This window comes from Streptomyces sp. NBC_01591, assembly GCF_035918155.1.
Taxonomy (GTDB): Bacteria; Actinomycetota; Actinomycetes; order Streptomycetales; family Streptomycetaceae; genus Streptomyces.
The window spans coordinates 2,448,407-2,470,487 of the sequence record NZ_CP109327.1 but is presented as its reverse complement, the minus strand read 5'-3'; the positions used below and the strand labels follow the sequence as shown (position 1 = coordinate 2,470,487).

Here is a 22,081-nt window from a genome sequence, read left to right as displayed (position 1 = left end):
GGCGGCTCAGAAGGCCGGGCGCTCCGGGTCCAGCACCGCGCGCCCCTCCACCGGCGACGACGCCTCGGCGAAGTGCCGGCGCGGAATCCGGCCGGCCCGGTACGCCAGCCGCCCGCCCTCCACCGCATGGCGCATCGCCGCGGCCATCAGTTCGGGCTCCTGGGCCCGGGTCACCGCGGACGCCAGCATCACCGCCGCGCATCCCAGCTCCATCGCGAGCGCCGCGTCGGAGGCCGTCCCGGCGCCCGCGTCGAGGATCACCGGCACCCGGGCCTGCTCGACGATCAGCCGGAAGTTGTGCGGATTGCGGATGCCGAGCCCGGAGCCGATGGGGGAGCCGAGCGGCATGACCGCGGCACACCCCACGTCCTGGAGCCTGCGCGCCAGCACCGGGTCGTCATTGGTGTACGGCAGCACGGTGAAGCCGTCGTCCACCAGGATCTCCGCGGCGTCCAGCAGCTCGATCGGGTCGGGCAGCAGGGTCCGCTCGTCGGCCACCACCTCCAGCTTGATCCAGTCGGTGCCGAGCGCCTCGCGGGCCAGCCGGGCGGTCAGCACGGCCTCGCCCGCGGTGAAGCAGCCCGCCGTGTTCGGCAGCACGCGGATGGAGAGCCGCTGGAGGACGGAGAGCACCGAGCCCTGCACGGTCGGATCGAGGCGGCGCATCGCGACGGTGGTCAGCTCGGTGCCGGAGGCGGTCAGGGAGCGCTCCAGCACGTCGAGGCTGGGAGCCCCGCCCGTACCCATGATCAGCCGGGAGCCGAACGTGGCGTCGCCGAGGGTGAAGAGGTCGTCCGCCATGGTCAGCCTCCCTGGACCGCGGTCAGGACCTCGACGCGGTCACCGTCGCGGAGTGCGGCGGCGGACCACTGGCCGCGCGGTACGACGCTCTCGTTGACGGCGGCCGCGACGCCGGAGTGCGCGGTGGTCAGGGTGGCGACCAGGGCGTCCAGGGTGGTGCCCGCGGCGAGGAGCCGGACCTCGCCGTTCACGGACACGGAGAGGGGCTCGGGGCGGGACAGGGGTTCGGAGGGGGACACGGGCTCGGTCATGCGGGCTGCTCCTGACGTACGGAGACGGCGGCGGAAGGGAAACGGTGCGGGGTGAAGGAGCGGGCGAGCTCGGGCAGCTCGCCGTCGGTGAGGAGCTCCGCCATGACGTCACCGGTGACGGGAGTGAGCAGCACCCCGTTGCGGTGGTGGCCGGTGGCGAGGTGGAGGCCGGGCAGGGCGGTGGGGCCGAGCAGCGGGGCGTTGTCGGGGGAGGAGGGGCGCAGGCCGGCCAGGGTCTCGGTGAGCGGCAGCTCGGTGATGCCGGGGACCAGCTCGTGGGCGTCCCGCAGCAGCTCGTAGACGCCGCCCGCGGTGACGGTGGTGTCCCAGCCCATTTCCTCGCTGGTGGCGCCGACGACCAGCTCGCCGTTCTCGCGCGGTACGAGATAGACATGGCTGCCCCGGACCACGGCCCGTACCGTCCGGCTCAGGAACGGCGCGTACCCGGCGGGCACGGTCAGCCGCACCACCTGGCCCTTCACCGGCCGGACCGGCGGCACGACCTCGTCCGGCAGCCCCGGCAGCCGGCCACTGAGGCTGCCCGCGGCGAGCACGACCTGGTCGGCCGCGAGCTCCGTACCCCCGGCGAGCACCGCTCCGGCGGCCCGGTCGCCCACCACGCTCAGGCGCTCCACCCAGCCGCGGTGGAAGACCACCCCGGCCCGCTCGCAGGCGGTCAGCAGGGCGGCGGCCAGCCGACGGGGATCGATCTGGTGGTCGCCGTCGACCCGCAGACCACCGCGGACGCCCGGCGCGAGCATCGGCTCCAGGCGTCGGCACTCACGGCCGGTGAGCCACTCAGACTCCAGGCCCGAACGCTGCTGCAGGGCGTGCAGCTCCCGCAGATGGGCGCGGTCGTCGGAGTCCAGCGCGACGGCCAGCGTGCCGCAGGCGCGGAAGCCGGTCTCCTGCCCGCTCGCCGCCTCCAGCTCGGCCGCGAAGGCCGGATAGCGGGCGGCAGAGGCGACATTGAGCCCCAGCAGCATCTGTTCGCCGTAGTGGAGTTCGGTGACGGCGGCCAGCATGCCGGCCGCCACCCGGGCGGCACCGCCACCCGGTTCGGGGTCGGCGACCGCCGTGCGCAGTCCGCGCTGCGCGGCCCGCCAGGCGATCACCAGGCCGATGATCCCGCCCCCGATGATCAGGACATCGGATCCGTTTCCGTTCCGAGAAGAACGCATGGGCATCCAACCCCTCCCTTCGCCGGCATGACCCGGATCAGGTTCGTACGGTCGGAGGCCGCCCAGCCTCCCTCTCAGCCCGGTGCGTCCGGGCTCCCGCGAGTGTTTTACGTTGGCCACCCTAAACCCCGTCCCACCGGACCAGTAAGGGAGCAGCCACCGTGGCCCGTTCGCTCGACGGACTCGTCCTGTCCCCGCTCGCCGACCAGGCACCCGGCCAGGTCGGTACCCGTACCCGCTTCACGTACCACGAGGGCGACGGCCGGATCTGGGCCGAGTACGCGGGCGGCGACGTGGTGCGCGGCCACCTCGTCGGCACCCGGGCCGGTGACACCCTCGACTTCCGGTACGTCCAGCTGAAGCAGGACGGAACCACCTCTTCCGGCCACTGCGTCTCCACCGTCGTCGACCTCGCGGACGGCCGGGTCCGGCTGGACGAGCGGTGGGAGTGGGAGTCGCAGGAGGGCAGCGGGACGAGCACGGTCGAAGAACTCGCCCTTTCCTGACGATCTGTCAGGCGCTTAGGGTGTACGGGTGAGCGAGCAGCAGCAGTCAGAGCGGCCGGACCGGCGGGCAGGACGCCGCGTCGTCATCGTCGGTGCGGGCATGGCCGGGGTGCAGACCGCGGTGGCCCTGCGGGAACAGGGCTTCACCGGCCCCGTCACCCTGATCGGCGCCGAACCGCACCAGCCCTACGACCGGCCCCCACTGTCCAAGGCGGTGCTGCTCGGCAAGGCCGAGGACTCCGCCTTCGACATCGACTTCGAGGCGCTGGAGATCGATCTGCGACTGGGCCGCGATGTCACCGGCGTGCGGCCCGCGGCGCATGAGCTGGACACCCCGTCGGGCCCCGTTCCCTACGACGTCCTGGTGATCGCGACCGGTGCCGAACCCGTCGTCCTGCCCGGGGCCGAGGGCGTTCCCGGCGTCCATCTGCTGCGCACCCTCGACGACGCGGCACGACTGCGGCCGGTCCTCGACGAGCGGCACGGCGTCGTGGTCGTCGGCGCGGGCTGGATCGGCGCCGAGTTCGCCACCGCGGCCCGCGCCGCGGGCTGCGCGGTCACCGTCATCGAGGCCGCCGACCGGCCCCTGGCGGGCGCGATGCCCGCGGAGGTCGCCGCTCCGATGGCCGCCTGGTACGCGGAGAGCGGTGCCGAACTCCTCACCGGGGCCAGGGTCGCCCGCGTCGAGCCGGGCCGGGTGGTCCTCGCGGACGGCCGTACGGTCCCGGCCGGAGCGGTCGTCGTCGGAATCGGCGCCCGGCCCGCCACCGGCTGGCTGGCCGGCTCCGGCATCGCGCTCGGTCCCGACGGATCGGTGACCGCCGACGGGGCGCTGCGCACCTCGCTGCCCGATGTGTACGCGGTCGGCGACTGCGCCTCGTTCCCCTCCGCCCGGTACGGCGAACGCCTGCTCGTCCACCACTGGGACAACGCGCTCCAGGGCCCGCGCACCGCCGCCGCCAACATCATCGGGGCAGCCGCCGGTGACGGCCCGGCGCCGACGACCTACGACCCCGTGCCGTACTTCTGGTCCGAGCAGTTCGACCGGTTCGTGCAGTACGCGGGCCACCACGGGAGCGCCGACACCCTGCTGTGGCGCGGCGATCCGGCCGAACCCGCCTGGTCGGTGTGCTGGCTGCGCGACGGCGTCCTGGTCGCGGTTCTAGCCGTCGGCCGGCCGCGCGATCTGGCGCAGGGGCGCAAGCTCATCGAGGCGGGGGCGCGGCTCGATCCGGTACGGGCCGCCGACCCCTCCGTACCGCTGAAATCGGCGATCCGTCAGTAGAGCGCCCTCCGGGACGTGCCAGGGCACCGCCGACACCGGGGCCTGCTGCTCGCGCTCCCTGGCGGCCGCGCACGGCTGGGGCACCGGCGGCGGGACCGGCAGAGCCGCTCCCGGGTCGCCGACGTGGCCCACGAGGCCCTGAAGGGCCGAGTCCGGGTATCGGCTGTCAGTGCGGGATGGCAGGCTTGTCCCTGTGACCGAGATTGACGCAAAGATCGATGCTCTCGTCCCCGACTGGCTCCACCTGCCCGACATCGCAGAAATGCTCGATGTCGAGGTGACGCGCGTGCGGCAGCTGGTCAAGGAGGGCCAGCTGATCGCCGTACGGCGTGGTGAGAACCGGACGCTCCAGGTGCCTGCTGCCTTCATCGACGGCAACAAGGTGGTCAAGGGCCTCTCCGGCACCCTGACGCTCCTGAGGGACGACGGCTACAACGACGAAGAGATGCTGGAGTGGCTCTTCACCCCCGACCCGAGCCTGCCGGGCACCCCCGCCCAGGCACTGAGTGAGAATCGTGGCACGGAGGTGAAGCGCCGCGCCCAGGCGCTCGCCGTCTGACCGCCGGCCGTAGGTGAGGGACGGGCCGCGCGACACCGCGCGGCCCGCGCCGCCGCGCCGTCCGGCGACAACCGCTCCACGACGCTCTCCCAGGGGGAACCGCACCATGTCCACGCCTCGCGCGCTGCTGTCCGACGCCCGGCTCTATCTGTGCACGGACGCCCGCAGGCGCCAGGGCGACCTCCCCGCGTTCCTCGACGCCGTCCTCGCCTCCGGGGTGGACATCGTCCAGCTTCGCGACAAGGGCATGGAGGCGGGCGAGGAGCTCGACCACCTGGCCGTCTTCGCCGAGGCGTGCCGACGCCACGGCAAGCTGCTCGCGGTGAACGACCGGGCCGACGTCGCCCATGCCATCGGCTCCGATGTGCTGCACCTCGGCCAGGGGGACCTGCCGGTGCCCGCCGCCCGCGCCATCATCGGCGAGGACGTGGTGATCGGCCGCTCCACACACGCCGTGTCCGAGGTCGACGCGGCCGTCGCCGAGCCCGGCGTGGACTACTTCTGCACCGGCCCCTGCTGGCCCACCCCGACCAAGCCCGGACGGCACGCCCCGGGCCTGGACCTGGTGCGGTACGCCGCCTCGCTCGACCAGCCGCGCCCCTGGTTCGCCATCGGCGGGATCGACGCGGGCAATCTCGACGAGGTGCTGGACGCCGGAGCCCGCCGGGTGGTCGTCGTCCGGGCGATCACCGAGGCCGCCGACCCGGCCGCCGCCACCGCCGACCTGGCCAGGAGGATCCGGGCGCGCGCCGCGGCATGATCCGGTCGACCGCCCGGGGACGTGATCCGGCCGACTGTCCGAAGGATGGACAAACAACCAGTCAATTCGGGCAAATCGCGCTGGTCCGGTCCTTCGATCATCGCGCTCTGGTTAACCTGCCCGTATGGCCCTTGGCACACCATCCACCAGGACAGATCACGCACGCACGGTGCGTGAGTTCCTCGCGACCGGCAAGACCTCGTACTCGTTCGAGTTCTGGGCGCCCAAGACCGAGAAGGGCGAGCGCAACCTCTGGAACGCGCTGCGCCGGGTCGAGGCGGTGCGGCCGAGCTTCGTCTCCGTGACCTACGGGGCCGGAGGATCCACCCGGGCCGGGACGGTGAAGGCCACCGAGCAGATCGCGGCCGATTCCACGCTCACCCCGGTCGCTCACCTCACGGCGGTCAACCATTCCGTCGCCGAGCTGCGCAACATGATCGGGCAGTACGCGGACGCCGGAATCCGGAACATCCTCGCCGTGCGAGGAGATCCGCCGGGCGACCCGATGGGTGAGTGGATCGAGCACCCGCAGGGCGTGCGGTACGCGGCCGATCTCGTCCGGCTCATCAAGGAATCCGGCGATTTCTGTGTCGGCGTCGCGGCATTTCCCGAGATGCACCCGCGATCGACCGACTGGGACACCGACATCCGGCATTTCGTGGACAAGTGCCGCGCCGGTGCCGACTATGCGATCACCCAGATGTTCTTCAATCCGGAGGACTATTTGCGTATGCGTGACCGCGTGGTCGCTGCGGGTTGCGAAACCCCGATCATTCCCGAGGTCATGCCGCTGACCAGCGTCAAACAGCTGGACAGATTTGCCCAGCTCAGCAACGCGTCTTTCCCCTCTTCTCTGAAAGAACGCATCCTCGGCGCCAAGGACGATCCCGCCGCTGTACGCTCCATTGGCATCGACTTCGCAACGCAGTTCTGCGCGAAGCTGCGATCCGAGGGTGTGCCCGGACTGCACTTCATCACGCTCAACAACTCGACCGCGACGCTCGAAATCTACGAGAATCTCGGACTGCACAAGCAGTCGTGACCGGCCGTACCCGCCGCGACCCGGGGCGGTGGCCGTAGGAGGGGGCGGGCATGGGCTGGACGGTTCTCTACATCGCGTTCGGAATCGTCGCGCTGTGGCTGCTCGGCGAGGTGCTCCTGCAGTACAAGGCGCGCCTTCGCTGGCGTCTGCTCGCCTTCGCGGGCTTCGGCTGTGTGGTCGTCGGCGTGCTGATGCCGTCGGTGCTCGTCATAGTCCTCGGCACGATCGCCTTCGCGACCGGCCAGACGTACGTCACGCTCTCCTTCCGGCGCGGCTTCTCCACGGGCTGGGCCATAGGGGGCAACCCCGGCGCGAGCCGTCGTCGCCGGGGCGGCGGCGACCGGGAGGGCCGCGGGCCCGCGCTCCAGGTGTCGGACCTGGAGATGGCGTACGACGCGCAGGCCCCGCAGCGCCCGGACACCGACGTTCCGGCGGCCGCGGTCTACGAACCCGAGCCGATGCCGGACGACACCGGCCAGTACGGCGTGTACTCCGACCAGCACCGGTCGCAGCAGGGCCCGAGCCACGAGGGGCAGCCCCAGCAGCAGCCGCAGTACGCCGCGTACGACCCGCACGCCGCCCCCTCCGCGTACGGGGCGCCGGGCCAGGACACGTACGCCGGTCAGGACCCGCTCGCCGGACAGTACGACTACGGCACCGAACGGCAGCAGTACGCCGCCTACTCCGACCCGTACATCGGGACCAACACCACCGGCGGCTCCGCGCAGTACGACGCGTACGACAGCTACGGCAACGGCTACGACAGCTTCGGCGGACGGCAGGAGTACACCGCCGACCCGTACGCCCAGCAGCACGCTCCCGAGACCCCGCCGGGCGGTGTCTGGGTGCCTCAGCAGCGCGAGGGCGAGCAGTACCCGGTCATGCCCCCGGAACCGCCCGCACAGCCTGCCCCGTACCCCAACGGCTACAACAACGGCAACGGCTACGACGAGCAGCAGTACCGCTACTGACGACGGGCGGGCGGCCGACGGGTCCGGCAGGCGGCCCGCCGGATCACTGCGAGCCCCGGAAGCCGTCCCCCTCCACGATCAGCCCGGCGACCAGCGCTCCCGACATGCCCGCGTGGGCGAGCCCGCCGCCCGGGTGCGACCAGCCGCCCGCGGCGTAGAGCCCCGGCAGCCGGGTGCGATTGCCCGGATGCAGATACGCGCCGCCCGCCCCGGCCAGTGCGGGCGCGGGCACCGAACCGCCCTCGGCGCCGGTCTCGGCAGCCGTCTCGGCCGGCGTCCGCACCTCGGCGCGGAGCAGCCGCTCCCGTATCCCCGGCACGGCCGCGGACGCCGCCTCGATCAGCGAATCGGCACACCGATCGCGCAGCGCCGGGTCCGTCCAGTCCACCGCCCCGTGCGGGGCGACCGTCGCCATCAGCGTCACCGCCTCGTGCGCGTCGTCCGGGCGGGTCGACGGGTCGTCCGGGCGCAGCACCGTCACCGTGGGACGCTCGGCGAGCCGTCCGCCGAACACCGCCTCGCGCTCCGCCGCGCCGTCCTGCGGATGCACCAGCGTCCGGTGCACGGCGTCCGCGGGCCGGGCGCCGCGCAACGAGAGCAGAACCAGGAAGCGCCCCGGCACCACACCTTGTCCGGGCCGGGGCTGCACCGCCACGTCCCCGTCCTGCCACAGCTCCTGACCGGGCACCAGCCCCGGCCACGGCCGGGCCCCGAGCACCACATGGCCGGCCTCGGCGACCGTCCCGTCCACGAGCTCGACGCCCGCCGCCCGGCCGTCCTTCTCGACGACCCGGGCCACCTCGCCGCCGAAGACGAACTCCACCTTCCGGGCCAGGCACCGCTCGTACACCGCCTGTGCCAGGGCCCGCATCCCACCGGAGACGTACCAGCTGCCGAACGTCTCCTCCATGTACGGCAGCAGGGCGGCCGCCGCCGGGGCGCGCAGGGGGTCGAGCCCGTACGACAGGGCGTACCCGTCGAGGAGAGCGGCCAGCCGGGGGTCCGCGAGCTCCCACGCGCCGACCCCCGCGACCGTGCCCGCCTGCCGGGCGGAGCGCAGCAGGCGGCGCTGCCGGAGCGCCGGATACGGATCGCGGCCGAGCACCTGCCAGTCGGAGCGCAACGGCTCCTCCAGGAGCGGACGCCGGGACCGGTCCCAGGCATCGCGCGCCCGGTCCAGGAACCCGCCCCAGGCCGCGCCCGCACCGCCCCCGAGCGCGCCGTCCAGCGCGGCGACGACCCCGGCCCGTGAGGCATTCGGCAGCGAGACCGCCGTGCCGTCGGCGAACAGATGGCGGCTCGCCGGATCGACCTGCGTCATGGTGACGCACCGCTCCAGCGGCTCCTTGCCGGTCTTCACGAACAAGTCGCGGTAGACGGCGGGCAGATGCAGCAGCGCCGGACCGGTGTCGAAGGCGAAGCCCTCATGGGCATACCGGCCGACCGAACCGCCGAAGGTCTCCGACCGCTCGTACACCGTCACCCGGTGGCCTGCCACGGCGAGCCGGGCGGCCGCCGCCATCGCGCCCATCCCGGCGCCGATCACCGCAATACGTGCCATGTCAGTGACCTTAACGGCCACCACCGACAGTCAGTCCGGTGGCCAGCGCGAACCCGTCCCGGCCAGCCGTTTCTCCTCCCGCCGCTGAGCCCTGCGGCGCAGATACCGGCGGATTCTGGAGGCCAGGAAGGCGACTGTCACGATGCCCAGCACCAACAGCGTCCCCGCGATGGCCGCGGCCGCCACCGGATGGAATATCGCGAAGGTGACGATCCCGGCGACGCCCAGGTCCTCGGCGATGCTCACGGCGATATTGCTGAACGGCTCGGGGGAGGAGTTGACCGCCATCCTGGTGCCCGCCTTCACCAGATGGCTCATCAGCGCGGTGGAACCGCCGACCGCAGCGGCCGCGAGCTCCGGCAGCGAACCGCTCTCGCCGGCCATCAACGCGGCCACGACGGCACCGGCGACCGGCCTGATGACGGTGTGCGCCGTGTCCCAGACCGAGTCCACGTACGGGATCTTGTCCGCCACCACCTCGCACAGGAAGAGAACGCCGGCCACCACGAGGACATCGGTGCGCTGCAGCGACGCGGGCACCTCGTCGGCCAGACCGGTCGCGCCGAAGACACCGAGCAGCAGGACCACCGCGTAGGCGTTGATTCCGCTTGCCCAGCCGCTTGTGAACACCAGAGGAAGTACGGACACGGACGCGATCGTAACCAGATGGCGCAACGCCCGGGGTGGGGTTCGGTGCGCAGCTCTGAGTATCCGTACCTAGGTGAGGAGATGAGTAGGTGTGCGGATGGGCTCCCACCTGCGCGGACGGGAGAGTGGAACGCACGGAAGGGGCGTGGCTCCGGCACCGCCGACACGGGGCGGCGGAACGGTCGCGGCGCTCCCTCCGGAACGGGGGAGTACGACGGAGAGCCCGGGGACCACGGGGGAACGAAGGTCACGGGGGAAGGCTCTCCGGCAGCACGGAAGACGCCGGTCCGGCGCAGGCTCGGGGGGATCGAGCCTCACCGGACCGGCGTCTTTCGTTGCTGTCACGTACCCGGCAGGGCGGATCAGCGCCCGCTGACCCGCCCGTGCAGGAGCAGCGACAGCGCCGAGTGCACATCGTCGATCGAACGTTCCGGCTGGAACGCCTGCCAGTCCAGGGCGGCCACCAGCACCATGCCGACCAGCGCGGCGGCCGTCAGCGGGATGTCGATCTCCCCGCTCAGCTCACCGTTGCCCACACCCTCGCGCAGCACCCCCTCGACCACCGCGACGGCCTCCTGACGTACCACCAGGAGGGTTCCCTGCCAGGCTCGGTTGGTGCGCCACAGCTCCGCGACGTACAGCTGGGTGAAGGCCGGATACCGGTCGATGAAGACCAGGCCGGCCCGGATCATCGAGTCCAGGGCCTCGACCCGGGTGCCGCCGCGCTCCTCGGTCTCCTCGGCCGCGGAGCGCAGCGAAGCCGTGAGCAGCCCGACGCCGTGGCGCAGCAGCTCCTCGAAGAGTTCGGTCTTGCTCTTGAAGTTGTAGTAGACCGTGCCCTTGGCGACCCCGGCGCGCTCGGCGATCTCGTCCACCGTGGTCGCCGAGAAGCCCTTCTCGGCGATGAGAGTCACGGCCGCCTCGTAGAGCTTCTGCCGGGTGGCCCGGCGACGCGTGGTGCTACTGCTTTCCATGCCCCCGATTCTCACAGGTTCCGGCGCGCTCACAGGCTCAGCTCCGGGTGGAGCCGGTCCAGGGTCCACACCTGCTTGCGGCGGGCGGCGACCGCGGTCAGGGCGAGCGCCCCCGCCGTGAAGGCCAGCAGTACCGCACTGCCCTGCCAGACCGGCCCCAGACCGCCGCCCGTGATCAGCCGTCGCAGCCCCTCGACGATGTAACTCATCGGCAGGTAGGGGTGGATCGCGTTGAAGAATCCGGGGCTGGTCTGGACGGGATACGTTCCCCCGGCCGAGGTCAGCTGGAGCATCAGCACCGCCAGCACGAGAATCCGTCCGGCGGCTCCGAACCGGGCGTTCAGCCACTGCACGATCGCCGCGAAGCAGCAGGTCACCAGTGCCAGGAAGCCGACCGTCCCGGCGGCGCGGGCCATCTGCAGACCGAGCCCCCAGTGCAGTACCGACATCAGGGCGGCCACCTGCAGCAGACCGATCGCGGCCACCGGCAGCCAGCCCGCGAAGGCGATCCGCCAGGCGGAGGCCCCGGCGGCGAGCGCGCGCCGGTTGAGCGGCTGGATCAGCATGTAGGCCACCATCGCGCCGACCCAGAGGGAGAGCGGGATGAAGTACGGCGCGAAGCCGGTGCCGTAGTTGGGGGCCGCGTGCAGCGACTGGGAGGCCAGCTGCACCGGGTCGGCCATCACTCCCGTACGGGCGTCGCGGTCCTTCTTGTCGTAGTCGGGGATCTCGCCGACGCCGTCGTTGAGCCCCTCGGCGAGGGTGGTCGAGCCGTCGCCGAGCCGGATCAGCCCGCCGTCCAGGTTCGTCGCGCCCTTCTTGAGGTCGCTCACGCCGGAGTCCAGGTCGGCGGAGCCGGTCCTGGCCGTGGCCAGGCCGGTGTGCAGGTCGTCGGCGCCCTTCGCGACCTTGTGGGCGCCGGTGTTGAGCGCGTTGACCTTCTTGACGGCGGACTTCAGGTCCTCGTCCAGATGCGGCGCGCGCTCGGCCAGGTCGTCGGCCTGGCGCTGGAGCGTGGCGAGCTGGGTGCGCAGCTTCTTCAGGTCCCCGTTCTGGTTCGTGACCAGCACGTTCACGTCGTCGGCGACATCGGCGACGTCGGCCGCCGCGGTCTTGGCGCGCTTCAGCGGCGGGCAGACGGTGGAGTCGGGGACCGGCTCGTCCGTGCAACTGGTGCGGTAGATCTCGGCCAGGTTGTCGGAGGCGGTGTGGGCGGCGGTGGCCGCGGTGGGCGCCGCCTTCACCAGCAGGTCGAGGTTGTCCCGCACGGTCTTCGAGGAATCGGAGACCAGCCGGGCGGTGTCGCCGATCGACTTGCCGTTGTCCTTCAGGAACGGGCGGACGTCGGCCGCCACCCCGTTCACCTTGTCGGCGAGCTGCTGAGTGCCCTCGGCCACCTGCCGGGAGCCGGTTTCGAGGTCGCCCGCACCCTTGTTCAGCTTGACGATCCCGCCGGCCAGCCTGCCGCTGCCGGCCTTGGCGTCCTTCAGGCCGTCCGCGAGATCCTGCGATCCCTTCTTGGCCTTGCCGATACCGCCCTTGAGATCGTCGGCACCCTTGGCGGCCTTCGCCGTCGCGTCGTGGAGGTCGGAGAAGTTGATGAAGATCCGGTCGTAGAAGCCGCGCGAGGCGTTGGTCGACGCGGCGGTGCGCACCTCGGAGAACACCGTCCGGGAGATCTGCCCGACGATGTAGTTGTTGGCGTCGTTGGTCCGCACCTGGAGGGCGCCGGTCTCGGGGGAGTCACCCGAACTGGACGCGATCCGCTTGCTGAAGTCCGACGGCATGGTGAGCGAGAGGTAGTACGTGCCGTCCTCGACGCCCTTGTCGGCCTCGGCGGAACTCACCTCGTGCCAGTCGAAGACCTTGGAGTCGAGGAGCTTGCCGGTGATCTCGTCACCGGCCGCGACGCGCTCGCCGGCCGCGGTGGCGCCCTTGTCGTTGTTGACCAGCGCGACGGGGATCTTGTCGAGGCGGCCGTACGGATCCCAGAAGGACCACAGGTACAGGGCGCCGTAGAGCAGCGGCAGGAGCAGCAGCGCGACCAGTGCGGCGCGCGGCAGCTTTCCCCTGCCGAACCGCTTGAGCTCAAGCGCGGCCAGTCTCGGCGAACGCATCGGCCGTTCCTTCCTCGGTCGTGGTCTCCCCGGTCGTGCCGTCCGCGCTGCTCACGCCGGCTCCGTCGGTGCTGTCGGTGCGGAGCGTGATCGCGTCCTCGGGCGCCTGGCTGCAGACGGCGAGCACGGTCGTGCCGTTGTCCGCGACGGACCGCAGCAGATCCCAGGCCTCGGCGCGTTCGGCGTCGGAGAGCTTGAGATCGGTGTCGTCCACCGCGAGCAGCCGGGGGTTGCCGATCAGCGCGAGGGCGATGGAGAGCCGCAGCGCCTCCAGCCGCTCCAGATCCCGTACGGAGGTCCGCTCGGCCTTGGGCAGGGTGGCCGGGTCGAGTCCGGCGGCGTCCAGCGCCGCGTCGATCCGTCCCTGGGCGGTGGCGATCCGCTCGGCACGCGGGCGCAGCAGGGCGCGCAGCGAACTGTCGAAGCGGCGCTGCAGCAGGGCCCGCTCGCGCAGGTGCTCGGCGACGGTGAAGGCCGGGTCGAGCTCGTTGACCCCGGGAACCGGGCCCAGTGCGGCGATGCGGCGTACGGCGGCCATCTTGCGCGGCAGTCGCAGCCCGCCGACCTTCGCGTGGCCCTCGGTGGGGCGCATCCGGCCGGTGAGAGCGAGCAGCAGGCAGGTGCGGCCCGAGCCGGAGGGGCCCTCGATCGCCACCAGCGAGCCGGGCCCGGCATCGATCCCCATGCCTCGAAAGGCCCAGCCGCGCGGCCCCTTGAGGCCGAAATCCTCGGCGGTGACGGATGCCCCGTGCGGGCTGTCCACAGGCCCTCCCCCCTCGTTTTGAACTGACCGGTCAGTGCAAAAAGGTAGCCCGAACTTGCGAGCGAAGCAAAAGTGCAGGTCAGGGAGGGTCTGAGGTCGATTGTCAGTGGCGCCCCTCACGATGGATACATACGGCCACGGAGCCGTTACACGAGACAGGAGGTTTCGTCATGGCCCACTCGTCCGCAGCAGCCGCACCCCGGCGCCGCACAGACGGCCCTGCCCCCTCACTGACCGGCCCGGCAAGCGATGTCCACCCCGTTCTGCGCCGCACCACGGCGCCGCCCGCCGCCCTCGATCTGCTCGCCCAGGCCCGCGCCGGCCTTGACGAGGCCGCCGTTCTCGATGTGCCGAACGAGCGGTATGCCACCGCCCACCTCGCCGCGCTGCGCACCGCGGCCGCAGTGCTCGCCGCGCGGGGCCGCCCGGAGACGTCCAAGCGGCGCCGGGAGCGCATCCGCAGCGCCTGGGAGGTCCTGCCCGAAATAGCGCCCGAGCTGACCGAATGGAGTGCGCTGTTCGCCTCCGGTGCCCGCCGCAGGGCCCGCGCCGAAGCCGGGATACCGGATGCGGCCAGTCGGCGGGACGCCGACGACCTGCTGCGTGACGCGGCGATGTTCCTGCGTCTGGTCGAGCGGCTGCTGGTGCTCCAGCCGGTGCTTCCGCAGGCCAGGAGGGAGCGGCCGGACGCGGGATGACTGCAGCGGCGGCGCGAGGCAATAGGGTGGGCATCGCTTGTACCACCTGCACTGTTCACGCTCCGCCGTCAGAGGCGGCACCGTGCCGAGGAGTCATCTGCCGTGTCGGACCAGCTGCGCCCCCGCGCCTCCCTCCGTACCGCCGTGGTCTGGGAGGTCCTCAAGGACGCCCTCGACCGCCGGGTGAAGGCGACCGGCAGGGACGCCCTGGATGTCCTGGACACCGGCGGCGGCACCGGCAACTTCGCGGTGCCGGTCGCCCGTCTCGGCCACCGCGTCACCGTCGTCGACCCCAGCCCCAACGCGCTCTTCGCGCTGGAGCGCCGCGCGGCCGAGGCCGGGGTCGCCGACCGGGTCCGCGGTGTCCAGGGCGATATCCACGGCCTGTTCGAGGTGGTCGAGCGCGGGGGGTACGACGCGGTGCTGTGCCACGGCGTCCTGGAGTACGTGGACGACCCTGCCGAAGGCGTACGCAATGCCGTGGAGGCGCTCCGGCCGTCCGGTGCGCTCAGCCTGCTCGCCGCCGGGCTCGGCGGTGCCGTCCTGGCCCGCGCGCTCGCCGGTCACTTCACCGAGGCCCGGCAGGCGCTCAGCGACCCGGCGGGTCGCTGGGGCGAAGGGGACCCGGTGCCCCGGCGCTACACCGCGGAGCAGCTCACCGAACTGGTCTCGGGCGCCGACATCGAGGTCGGCGCGGTCCATGGCGTACGGGTCTTCTCGGATCTCGTGCCGGGTGTCCTGGTGGACACGGAGCCCGGTGCCATGGAGGCCCTGCTCAAGCTGGAGTCGGCCGCGGCCGAACTGCCCGCCTTCCACTCGGTCGCGACGCAGCTGCACGTTCTGGGCACGAAGCGCGCCTGAGCGCGGTCCGGTCCGGTGGTGGCTCGGCCGCAGCGCGGCTGATCAGCGACGCAGCGGCAGACGGAGTACGCACCAGGCCCCCCGATCGGGGGCTTCGCCCCGTATGATCGGGGGACACCATCCGGCATGACGGATCGGAGGTTGGGGAATCAACGCCTCAGCAGCTGAGCCGTTGTGGCGGCCCGGACTGGCTGATGGGCAAGAAGGCGGGTTTCACGGGGGCGATTCCCTGCCTATCCTGGAAGGGCCGCATACCGGCCGCCCCCCGCGGCCGACGACGAGGAGGACTCCGTGCCGCTCTCGGAGCACGAGCAGCGAATGCTCGAGCAAATGGAGCGAGCGCTGTACGCCGAAGATCCCAAGTTCGCGACAGCGCTCGAGGGAAGCGGGCTGCGTACGTACACCCGGCGACGGGTCTACCAGGCGGTCGCAGGCTTCCTGGTGGGTATCGCGCTCCTCATGGCCGGAATGGTCGCCCAGCAGATCTGGATCAGTGTGGTGGGATTCCTCGTCATGCTGGGCTGCGCGGTCCTTGCGGTCACTGGTTGGCGCAAGGCGCCCAAGCCGGGCGAGCGTCCGGCAGCCGGAGGCGGTGGCGAGCGCGGCCGGCCCAGGCAACGCCGGAGCGTGATGAACCGCATCGAGCAACGGTGGCAGCGCCGCCGCGACGAGCAGGGTCAGTAGGCCCTCGGACACACTTGGGTGAGGGGCGGCCGCGTCTTCGCGGCCGCCCCTCATGTATGACCGGGACCGGCCGCCGCGGGCGGCCGTCGGCCTGACTTCTCTGCGGGCGGGCCTTCACGCGGGCAGACGCCCCCGGAGCCGTCCGGCTCACCGGTGCGAGCCCTGCCGCTGCCGCTGCCGCAGCGACAGCAGCAGCCCAGGCGACCGGGACCGGTGGCGGGCCGCAGACCACGGCCCCGGCCGCCCCGGCCGCCCCGGGGCACCCCGGACGGTGCTTGGTCATCCCGGACGGTCCCCGGTCACCCCGACCAGCCCCCGGTCACCCCTGCTGGCGCGACGGCCGCCGCAGCCATCCCGCCCACCGGTCCCGGTCCCACAGCGCCGTCCACCTGCCGGTGAACGCCGTCCAGCGGTCCGAGGCCGCCCAGACCACCCGAACGGCCGAGCGCGGTGCCACGACTGCCCGGATCCGGGCGAGCCGGCCGGCCGACGCCCGCAGACCGGCTCGTACCGTCTCCACGTCCTCGGCGAGACCGGTGCTCACCCGGGGCTCCGGGGCGTAGAGGACCTGCTCCACCGCCCCGGCCACCCGGTGCACCGCGGCGGCCGCATCGGGTTCCAGCTGCCCCAGCCGCACCACCCGGGCCGCCGCCTTGCGCGGGGTACGGGAGTCGTCCGGTTCGATGCCGTGGTCCCAGGCGGTGTCGGTGATCTCCTGCCAGGCCGCGAGCGTTCCGGCCGTCGCGTACACCGGCCGGTCCGGTTCGATGCCGTGGTCCCGGTCGGTTCCGGTGGTGCCCTGCCCCGCCGGCGGTGCTGCGGCCTGCCCCCGGACCGGCGTACGCCCGGCGGAGAGACTCAGCCTGCGCCTGCGTGCCCGGAGCCGCCAGAGCAGCGGCAGCAGGGGCAGCGCGAGGATCACCGCAGCGAGCAGGACCGCCCCGACGACGGTGCTCGTCGGTGTCCCGGAATCCGTCGGAGGTGTCACGGCCGGTGCCGCCGAGCTGCCGCACTCGCCCTGCTTGCGCATCTGCGCCGGGCAGCTGTCCGGGACGGACGGTGCGATCGAGGGAGCCGCCGAGGAGCCCTTCTCGGGCTGGGCCGGGGCCTCCGTGTCGCCCGCGGGGACATCCTGCTGGGTGTACGGCGGCGTGCTGCCCCGCGTCGGAGTCGGCTCGAAGCGGGTCCACCCGACGCCCTCGAAGAACAGCTCGGGCCAGGCATGCGCATCGCGCAGCCCCACCGAGACCGAACCGTCCGACTGCTCGGTCCCGGGGGTGAAGCCCACCGCGACCCGGGCCGGAATACCCAGCGTCCGTGCCATCGCGGCCATCGTGAAGGAGAAGTGGACGCAGAAGCCCTGCTTGTCCTTCAGGAACCGGCTGATCGCCGCGCTTCCGGTGCCCGAGTTCACCGAGGTGTCGTAGCTGAAGCCGCCGTCCGAGGCGAAGTAGTTCTGCAGCTTCACCGCCCGCTCGTAATCGTTGGCGGCGCCCTTGGTCACCCTGTTCGCGGTCTCTTCGACCACCTTCGGCAGGGAGCCGGGAACGCGGGTGTACTCGCGCCGCAGCGCGGCCGGCGCGGGGCCCGCCGTGGCGAGCTGCTCGGCGGTCGGCTGGACCATCAGACTGGAGACCTGGTACTGCGCACCGCGGGTCGTCTCCCCGCGGTCACCCACGAGCGTCCGCCCATCCGGTTCGTACCGCCAGCGCCCGTCGATCCTGACCTCGGTCGCCGGGTAGGGGAGCGGCAGATAGGTCTGCCGGTAGGAGCCGGACGCGGAGATGTTCGACCTGACCTCCGTGACCTCCACGTCCGGGCCGAGGCCTTCCGGAGCAGGGAGCCGATCGGGCACATCTCTCAGACGGCGTGTGGAGGGTCGCCACTCGCTGCCGTTGAACTGGTCCAGGGACAGAATCCGCAGATAGAAGTCCTGCGGGGCGCCGGAATTGGTGCGGTAGGACATCACCTGCCGGTTCTCCGGCTGGTTCAGGTTGTCCTGCAGCGAGACCAGGGGGTTCACCGCGGAGATGGTGCCGCCGCCCCCCTTGCCGCTCCCGCTGCCGCCCGCACCGAACAGCATTCCGCCTTCGAGCGCCGGCAGCGCCGCCGGGACGACCAGCGAGACACCCAGCGCCAGCGCACCGATGCGGCGCCCGGTACGGACCGGGGCCGTGGGCCGGCCGCTCGAAATCGACGCACCGACCGCCGGACCGCCCATGGACCTGGCGGCCGCGCCGCTGAAGACCCGCCCCCACTGGGAGAGCCGGTCCCGGCCCTCGGCCAGCAGGAGCAGCAGATAGCCACCGGCCGCCAGCAGGAACCAGAGCCAGTCCGCTCCGCCCTCGGACAGCCCCGCGGCCACCGAGTAGAGCGCGAGGAGCGGCAGGCCGGCCGGGGCCGCGCTGCGGAACGTCACGGCGAGGGCGTCCACGGCCAGGCCGACCAGCAGCACACCGCCGATCAGCATCAGCCGGATGCCGTCCGTCACGGGAGCCGGAGGCGCGTACCTCCCGACGTCCTCGGCGCCCGACGACAGCAGGTGTGCGAGCCGCTGGACGGCCTCAGGGCCGGGCAGCACACCGGCCAGCGCCTGCTCCCTGGCGAACACCACCGTCAGCAGGACCAGCGTGACCAGCACCTGCGCCGCGACGACCAGCATGCGGGGCACGGGCGCCCGGCGGACGAGCGCCCCCATCCCGCTCTGGACCGCCAGCACGAACGCCGCCTGCAGGATCCACCCGGCCGGCTCGACCAGCGGCAGCATCGAGGCCGCCGCCATCAGCGTCGCCGCAAAGGCGCACAGCGCCAGCCGACCACGACCGCTCATGACCATCCCCCGGAGAATCCCGTCGTGCCGCCCGTGGCGGCGGACTGCGCCGCCACGCCCTGGTGCCCCGCCTGCTGCCAATACGGGGCGAGACCGGTCCCGGGCGCCACCGCCACCGCCGTCCAGCCCGATTCCCGCAGCAGCCGCAGCCGCCGCTCGGACGCCTCTTCCGCCCCCGCGGGCGGGACATCGCCCGGCACCCAGGCCGCGCTGTCCAGTACGAACGCGACGGCGCCGCCGCTGCGCTGCCGCATCCGCGCCGCCACCGCCGCCTGCTCCTTGTCCAGATTGCCGAAGAACGCGATCAGCAGCCCTTCGTTGCCGCCGCGCATCACGTCGTACGCGCGCGACAGACCGCTGCCGTCGGAGTGGTCGACCACCGCCAGGGTGTCCATCATCAGCCCCGCCGAGTCGGCGGACTCCTGCGTCGATCCGGCGAAACCGCCCGCGCCCTCGCCCGGCACCGCGTTCCCGCCGTCGGTCAGCAGCCGGACGGCGAAGCCACGCTCCAGCATGTGCATCAGCGCGGACGCGGCCCCGGACACCGCCCACTCGAAGGCGGAGTCGGGCCCCGTCCCCTGGTAGGCGATCCGCCGGGTGTCCAGCAGCACCGTGCACCTGGCCCGCTGGGGCTGCTCCTCGCGGCGCACCATCAGCTCGCCGTAGCGCGCGGTCGAGCGCCAGTGGACCCGGCGCAGATCGTCGCCGTGCCGGTAGCCGCGCGGGATCACGTCGTCGTCACCGGCCAGCGCCAGCGAACGCTGCCTTCCCTCGCCGTACCCCGGGGCCTCGCCGGCCAGCCGCACCGGCGGCAGCGGCTCGGTCCGCGGAATGACGACGAGGGTGTCGTACGCGCTGAACGAACGGGTCAGCTCGCACATCCCGAACGGATCGCTCAGCCGCAGCTGCAACGGCCCGAGCGGGTAGCGCCCGCGCAGATCCGACCGCACCCGGTAGGACACCTCGCGACGGCCGCCCGCCTCCACCCGGTCCAGCACGAACCGGGGCCGCGGGCCGAGCACATAGGGCACCCGGTCCTGCAGCATCAGCAGTCCGGTGGGCATCCGCGACACGTTCTCCATCCGCAGATGGACCCGCGCCTCCGTCCCCGCCGGGACCCGGGACGGCGCGAGCCGCCGGGTGCCCGCGACCCGGTAGCGGGTACGGACCAGCACCACGACACAGACCAGCGGCAGCGCGGCGAGCAGCAGCCCGACCCGCAGCAGATCCGCCTGCCCGAGCACATAGGCGCAGATCCCCGCGGCGATACCGGCCGCCAGAAAGGACCGCCCACGCGTGGTCAGCCCGCTCAGAGCGGCCCGCAGACCGCCCTTCCCGTCGCCGTCCTCCATCGCGGCCGGCCCCCCGGCGGCCATCACACCCGCCGTGCGCCGGGCTGCTGCCGGCCGTACGCCGGACGGCCCGGCTGATGCTGCGGCTGCACCTGGGCGGCGCCGCCACCGGCGGTCGGAACCGGTGTCTGCTGGAGGATCTCCTGCACGACCTGCTCGGCGGTACGACGGTTCAGCTGGGCCTGTGCCGTCGGCAGCAGCCGGTGCGCGAGCACCGCGACCGCCAGCGCCTGCACATCGTCCGGCAGGCAGTAGTCCCGGCCGCTCAGCGCCGCAGAGGCCTTCGCGGCGCGCAGCAGATGCAGGGTGGCCCGCGGCGAGGCGCCGAGCCGGAGATCGGGATGGCTGCGGGTGGCCCCGACGAGCTCCACCGCGTACCGCCGCACGGCGTCGGCCACATGGACCGTCCGTACCGCGTCGATCAGCTTCACGATGTCGTGTGCGTGCGCCACCGGCTGGAGGTCGTCGAGCGGCGAGAGGCCGCCGTGCACATCGAGCATCTGCAGCTCGGCCTCCGCGCTCGGATAGCCGATCGACACCCGCGCCATGAACCGGTCGCGCTGGGCCTCGGGCAGCGGATAGGTGCCTTCCATCTCCACCGGGTTCTGGGTGGCCACCACCATGAACGGATCGGGCAGCTCGTAGCTGTGCCCGTCGATGGTGACCTGGCGCTCCTCCATGGACTCCAGCAGCGCCGACTGGGTCTTCGGCGAGGCACGGTTGATCTCGTCGCCGATCACGATCTGGGCGAAGATCGCGCCCGGTTTGAATTCGAAGTCGCGCCGCTGCTGGTCGAAGATGGACACACCGGTGATGTCCGAAGGCAGCAGGTCCGGTGTGAACTGAATGCGCCGCACCGAGCAGTCGATGGACCGCGCCAGCGCCTTGGCCAGCATCGTCTTGCCGACCCCGGGGACATCCTCGATGAGGAGGTGCCCCTCAGCCAGCAGCACGGTCAGCGAAAGCCGTACGACCTCAGGCTTGCCCTCGATCACACTCTCCACCGACCTGCGCACCCGCTCCGCGGTCGTGGTCAGATCTGTGAGGCTCGCTCGATCGTCATAGGTCGTCACCCGGCCCTCCTCGGCCCTGCCCCACGCTCACCAGGAGCAGGGGATACCCCAATCACGGGCCGACGCGCATGCGCGGTACGGCCCGCCCCGAAACACGGACACCCCTTCGGAAACGTCCGCGGGATGTCACACGCGCATTCTTGTTGCCGTTACCGCTTCGTGTCACTCGCCTGTGGACAACTGGGGGCGATATGCCGGTTTCGGTGGGGTTTTCGCTTCCCGGTGGGTGGCGTCCGGGAGGTCAGGAGGTGGGGAGGATCTCCCGCAGCAGGCCGCTGGTCACATCGAAGACGAAGCCGCGGACGTCGTCGGTGTGCAGCAGGAACGGCGAGGTGCGCACGCGCTGCATCGACTGCCGTACGTCCTGGTCGGCGTCCTTGTACGCCTCGACCGCCCAGACCGGACGCTGGCCGACCTCCACCTCCAGCTCCTGGCGGAATTCCTCGGTGATCGATTCCAGGCCGCAGTTGGTGTGGTGGATCAGTATGACGCTGCGCGTGCCGAGGGCCCGCTGGCTGATGGTCAGCGAACGGATCACGTCGTCGGTGACCACGCCGCCCGCGTTGCGGATGGTGTGGCAGTCGCCGAGCGCCAGGCCGAGCGCGTCGTGCAGGTCGAGCCGGGCGTCCATGCAGGCGACCACGGCGACGCGCAGCACCGGCTTGGCGTCCATGCCCGGGTCTTCGAATTCGGCGGCGTACCGGACGTTCGCCTCGACCAGGCGATCGGTGACCGTGCACCCGGTGCGGGCCTGGTCGGCGGCGGTCGCGGAGGACCGGACGGGGGAGTGCGCGGAAGTCGACATGGCTATGACGTTAGCTCCCGCACCTGCCCCCGTCGTGCTGTGAGAAGGGACAAAGAACGTCAACGAGCCTTGTTGTGAGGTAACCCACAAGCTTCACATCCGTTCGTTCGGGCGGGTGAACAGGGGGCCGGGCGACGCGCTGCCGGGTTGATTGATCGGGAATCGATCGAATGGCAGGGTGGACTAAAGTGACGGGAAGTTACCGACACCCTGCACATTCCGTAGATTTCCCCTGTGTGTGCGGCGTACGTACGGGCCCGGCCCTCTCCCGCTCGCCGGTCGGCTGACGCCCCTTCCCCGGCGCCGGTCGACCTCCCCTTCTGAGCGGGCGGGGACCAGGCCGTACGTGCGGCCACACG

Annotated in this window: 21 protein-coding genes and 1 riboswitch; of the genes, 9 read left to right on the top strand and 12 right to left on the bottom strand. The window is 72.1% G+C overall.

Annotated features, from left to right (window positions below):
* Window positions 1-6: 6 nt before the first annotated feature.
* The 3 genes from OG978_RS11515 to thiO all read right to left on the bottom strand — a co-directional run bounded on the left by OG978_RS11515 (window position 7) and on the right by thiO (window position 2,233).
* Window positions 7-801, bottom strand: a complete 795-nt coding sequence (locus tag OG978_RS11515; protein ID WP_326765114.1) for a thiazole synthase — start codon at window positions 799-801, stop codon at window positions 7-9.
* 2 nt (window positions 802-803) lie between these two features.
* Window positions 804-1,052: a sulfur carrier protein ThiS gene (thiS, locus tag OG978_RS11510; RefSeq protein ID WP_326765113.1), complete on the bottom strand. Its 249-nt coding sequence runs from the start codon at window positions 1,050-1,052 to the stop codon at window positions 804-806.
* Window positions 1,049-2,233, bottom strand: a complete 1,185-nt coding sequence (gene thiO, locus OG978_RS11505) for a glycine oxidase ThiO (protein ID WP_326765112.1) — start codon at window positions 2,231-2,233, stop codon at window positions 1,049-1,051. Before thiO ends, thiS begins: the two co-directional genes overlap by 4 nt.
* Window positions 2,230-2,343: riboswitch (TPP riboswitch) on the bottom strand. (Overlaps the previous gene by 4 nt.)
* 51 nt (window positions 2,344-2,394) lie before the next feature.
* Here thiO and OG978_RS11500 point away from each other — a divergent pair.
* The 6 genes from OG978_RS11500 (at window position 2,395) to OG978_RS11475 (ending at window position 7,356) form a co-directional block, all read left to right on the top strand.
* Window positions 2,395-2,739, top strand: coding sequence for a hypothetical protein (locus tag OG978_RS11500; RefSeq protein ID WP_326765111.1), 345 nt, complete (start codon window positions 2,395-2,397; stop codon window positions 2,737-2,739).
* A gap of 28 nt (window positions 2,740-2,767) precedes the next feature.
* Complete coding sequence (locus OG978_RS11495) at window positions 2,768-4,024, top strand: NAD(P)/FAD-dependent oxidoreductase (RefSeq protein WP_442817675.1); 1,257 nt, start codon at window positions 2,768-2,770, stop codon at window positions 4,022-4,024.
* 193 nt (window positions 4,025-4,217) lie between these two features.
* Window positions 4,218-4,583 carry an Rv2175c family DNA-binding protein gene (locus OG978_RS11490; protein WP_326765110.1) on the top strand — a complete coding sequence of 122 codons (366 nt, stop codon included), beginning with the start codon at window positions 4,218-4,220 and terminating at the stop codon, window positions 4,581-4,583.
* Window positions 4,584-4,689: 106 nt separating this feature from the next.
* Window positions 4,690-5,343, top strand: a complete 654-nt coding sequence (gene thiE / locus OG978_RS11485; RefSeq protein WP_326765109.1) for a thiamine phosphate synthase — start codon at window positions 4,690-4,692, stop codon at window positions 5,341-5,343.
* Window positions 5,344-5,467: 124 nt separating this feature from the next.
* A complete protein-coding gene (gene metF, locus OG978_RS11480) occupies window positions 5,468-6,385 on the top strand; it encodes a methylenetetrahydrofolate reductase [NAD(P)H] (RefSeq protein ID WP_326765108.1) in 918 nt (305 codons plus the stop codon).
* Window positions 6,386-6,435: 50 nt separating this feature from the next.
* Complete coding sequence (locus OG978_RS11475; RefSeq protein ID WP_326765107.1) at window positions 6,436-7,356, top strand: hypothetical protein; 921 nt, start codon at window positions 6,436-6,438, stop codon at window positions 7,354-7,356.
* Between the two features lie 43 nt (window positions 7,357-7,399).
* On the opposite strand, the gene OG978_RS11470 is transcribed toward OG978_RS11475, so the two are convergent.
* From OG978_RS11470 to OG978_RS11450, 5 genes are all read right to left on the bottom strand, one after another.
* On the bottom strand, window positions 7,400-8,917 hold the full coding sequence (locus tag OG978_RS11470; RefSeq protein WP_326765106.1) for a phytoene desaturase family protein: 1,518 nt from the start codon (window positions 8,915-8,917) through the stop codon (window positions 7,400-7,402).
* A gap of 30 nt (window positions 8,918-8,947) precedes the next feature.
* Window positions 8,948-9,565 (bottom strand): DUF4126 domain-containing protein, encoded by a 618-nt coding sequence (locus OG978_RS11465; RefSeq protein WP_326765105.1) that lies wholly within the window; start codon window positions 9,563-9,565, stop codon window positions 8,948-8,950.
* A gap of 362 nt (window positions 9,566-9,927) precedes the next feature.
* Window positions 9,928-10,539, bottom strand: coding sequence for a TetR/AcrR family transcriptional regulator (locus tag OG978_RS11460; RefSeq protein ID WP_326765104.1), 612 nt, complete (start codon window positions 10,537-10,539; stop codon window positions 9,928-9,930).
* A gap of 29 nt (window positions 10,540-10,568) precedes the next feature.
* Window positions 10,569-12,656: a YhgE/Pip domain-containing protein gene (locus OG978_RS11455; RefSeq protein ID WP_326765103.1), complete on the bottom strand. Its 2,088-nt coding sequence runs from the start codon at window positions 12,654-12,656 to the stop codon at window positions 10,569-10,571.
* Entirely contained in the window at window positions 12,628-13,419 is a 792-nt protein-coding gene (locus tag OG978_RS11450; RefSeq protein WP_326765102.1) for an ATP-binding cassette domain-containing protein, read from the bottom strand. The genes OG978_RS11455 and OG978_RS11450 overlap by 29 nt, the downstream gene beginning before the upstream one ends.
* A gap of 170 nt (window positions 13,420-13,589) precedes the next feature.
* On the opposite strand from OG978_RS11450, the gene OG978_RS11445 reads away from it, so the two are divergent.
* From OG978_RS11445 to OG978_RS11435, 3 genes are all read left to right on the top strand, one after another.
* Window positions 13,590-14,117: an SAV_6107 family HEPN domain-containing protein gene (locus tag OG978_RS11445; protein ID WP_326765101.1), complete on the top strand. Its 528-nt coding sequence runs from the start codon at window positions 13,590-13,592 to the stop codon at window positions 14,115-14,117.
* A gap of 102 nt (window positions 14,118-14,219) precedes the next feature.
* On the top strand, window positions 14,220-14,978 hold the full coding sequence (locus OG978_RS11440; protein WP_326765100.1) for a class I SAM-dependent methyltransferase: 759 nt from the start codon (window positions 14,220-14,222) through the stop codon (window positions 14,976-14,978).
* A 291-nt stretch (window positions 14,979-15,269) separates the two neighbouring features.
* Entirely contained in the window at window positions 15,270-15,662 is a 393-nt protein-coding gene (locus OG978_RS11435) for a DUF3040 domain-containing protein (RefSeq protein WP_326765099.1), read from the top strand.
* A 319-nt stretch (window positions 15,663-15,981) separates the two neighbouring features.
* Here OG978_RS11435 and OG978_RS11430 read toward each other — a convergent pair whose 3' ends face one another.
* From OG978_RS11430 to OG978_RS11415, 4 genes are all read right to left on the bottom strand, one after another.
* On the bottom strand, window positions 15,982-18,492 hold the full coding sequence (locus OG978_RS11430) for a DUF3488 and transglutaminase-like domain-containing protein (RefSeq protein ID WP_326765098.1): 2,511 nt from the start codon (window positions 18,490-18,492) through the stop codon (window positions 15,982-15,984).
* Window positions 18,489-19,868: a DUF58 domain-containing protein gene (locus OG978_RS11425; protein WP_326765097.1), complete on the bottom strand. Its 1,380-nt coding sequence runs from the start codon at window positions 19,866-19,868 to the stop codon at window positions 18,489-18,491. Before OG978_RS11425 ends, OG978_RS11430 begins: the two co-directional genes overlap by 4 nt.
* Window positions 19,868-20,917, bottom strand: coding sequence for an AAA family ATPase (locus OG978_RS11420; RefSeq protein ID WP_326765096.1), 1,050 nt, complete (start codon window positions 20,915-20,917; stop codon window positions 19,868-19,870). Before OG978_RS11420 ends, OG978_RS11425 begins: the two co-directional genes overlap by 1 nt.
* A 241-nt stretch (window positions 20,918-21,158) precedes the next feature.
* A complete protein-coding gene (locus tag OG978_RS11415; RefSeq protein ID WP_326765095.1) occupies window positions 21,159-21,722 on the bottom strand; it encodes a beta-class carbonic anhydrase in 564 nt (187 codons plus the stop codon).
* Window positions 21,723-22,081 lie beyond the last annotated feature (359 nt).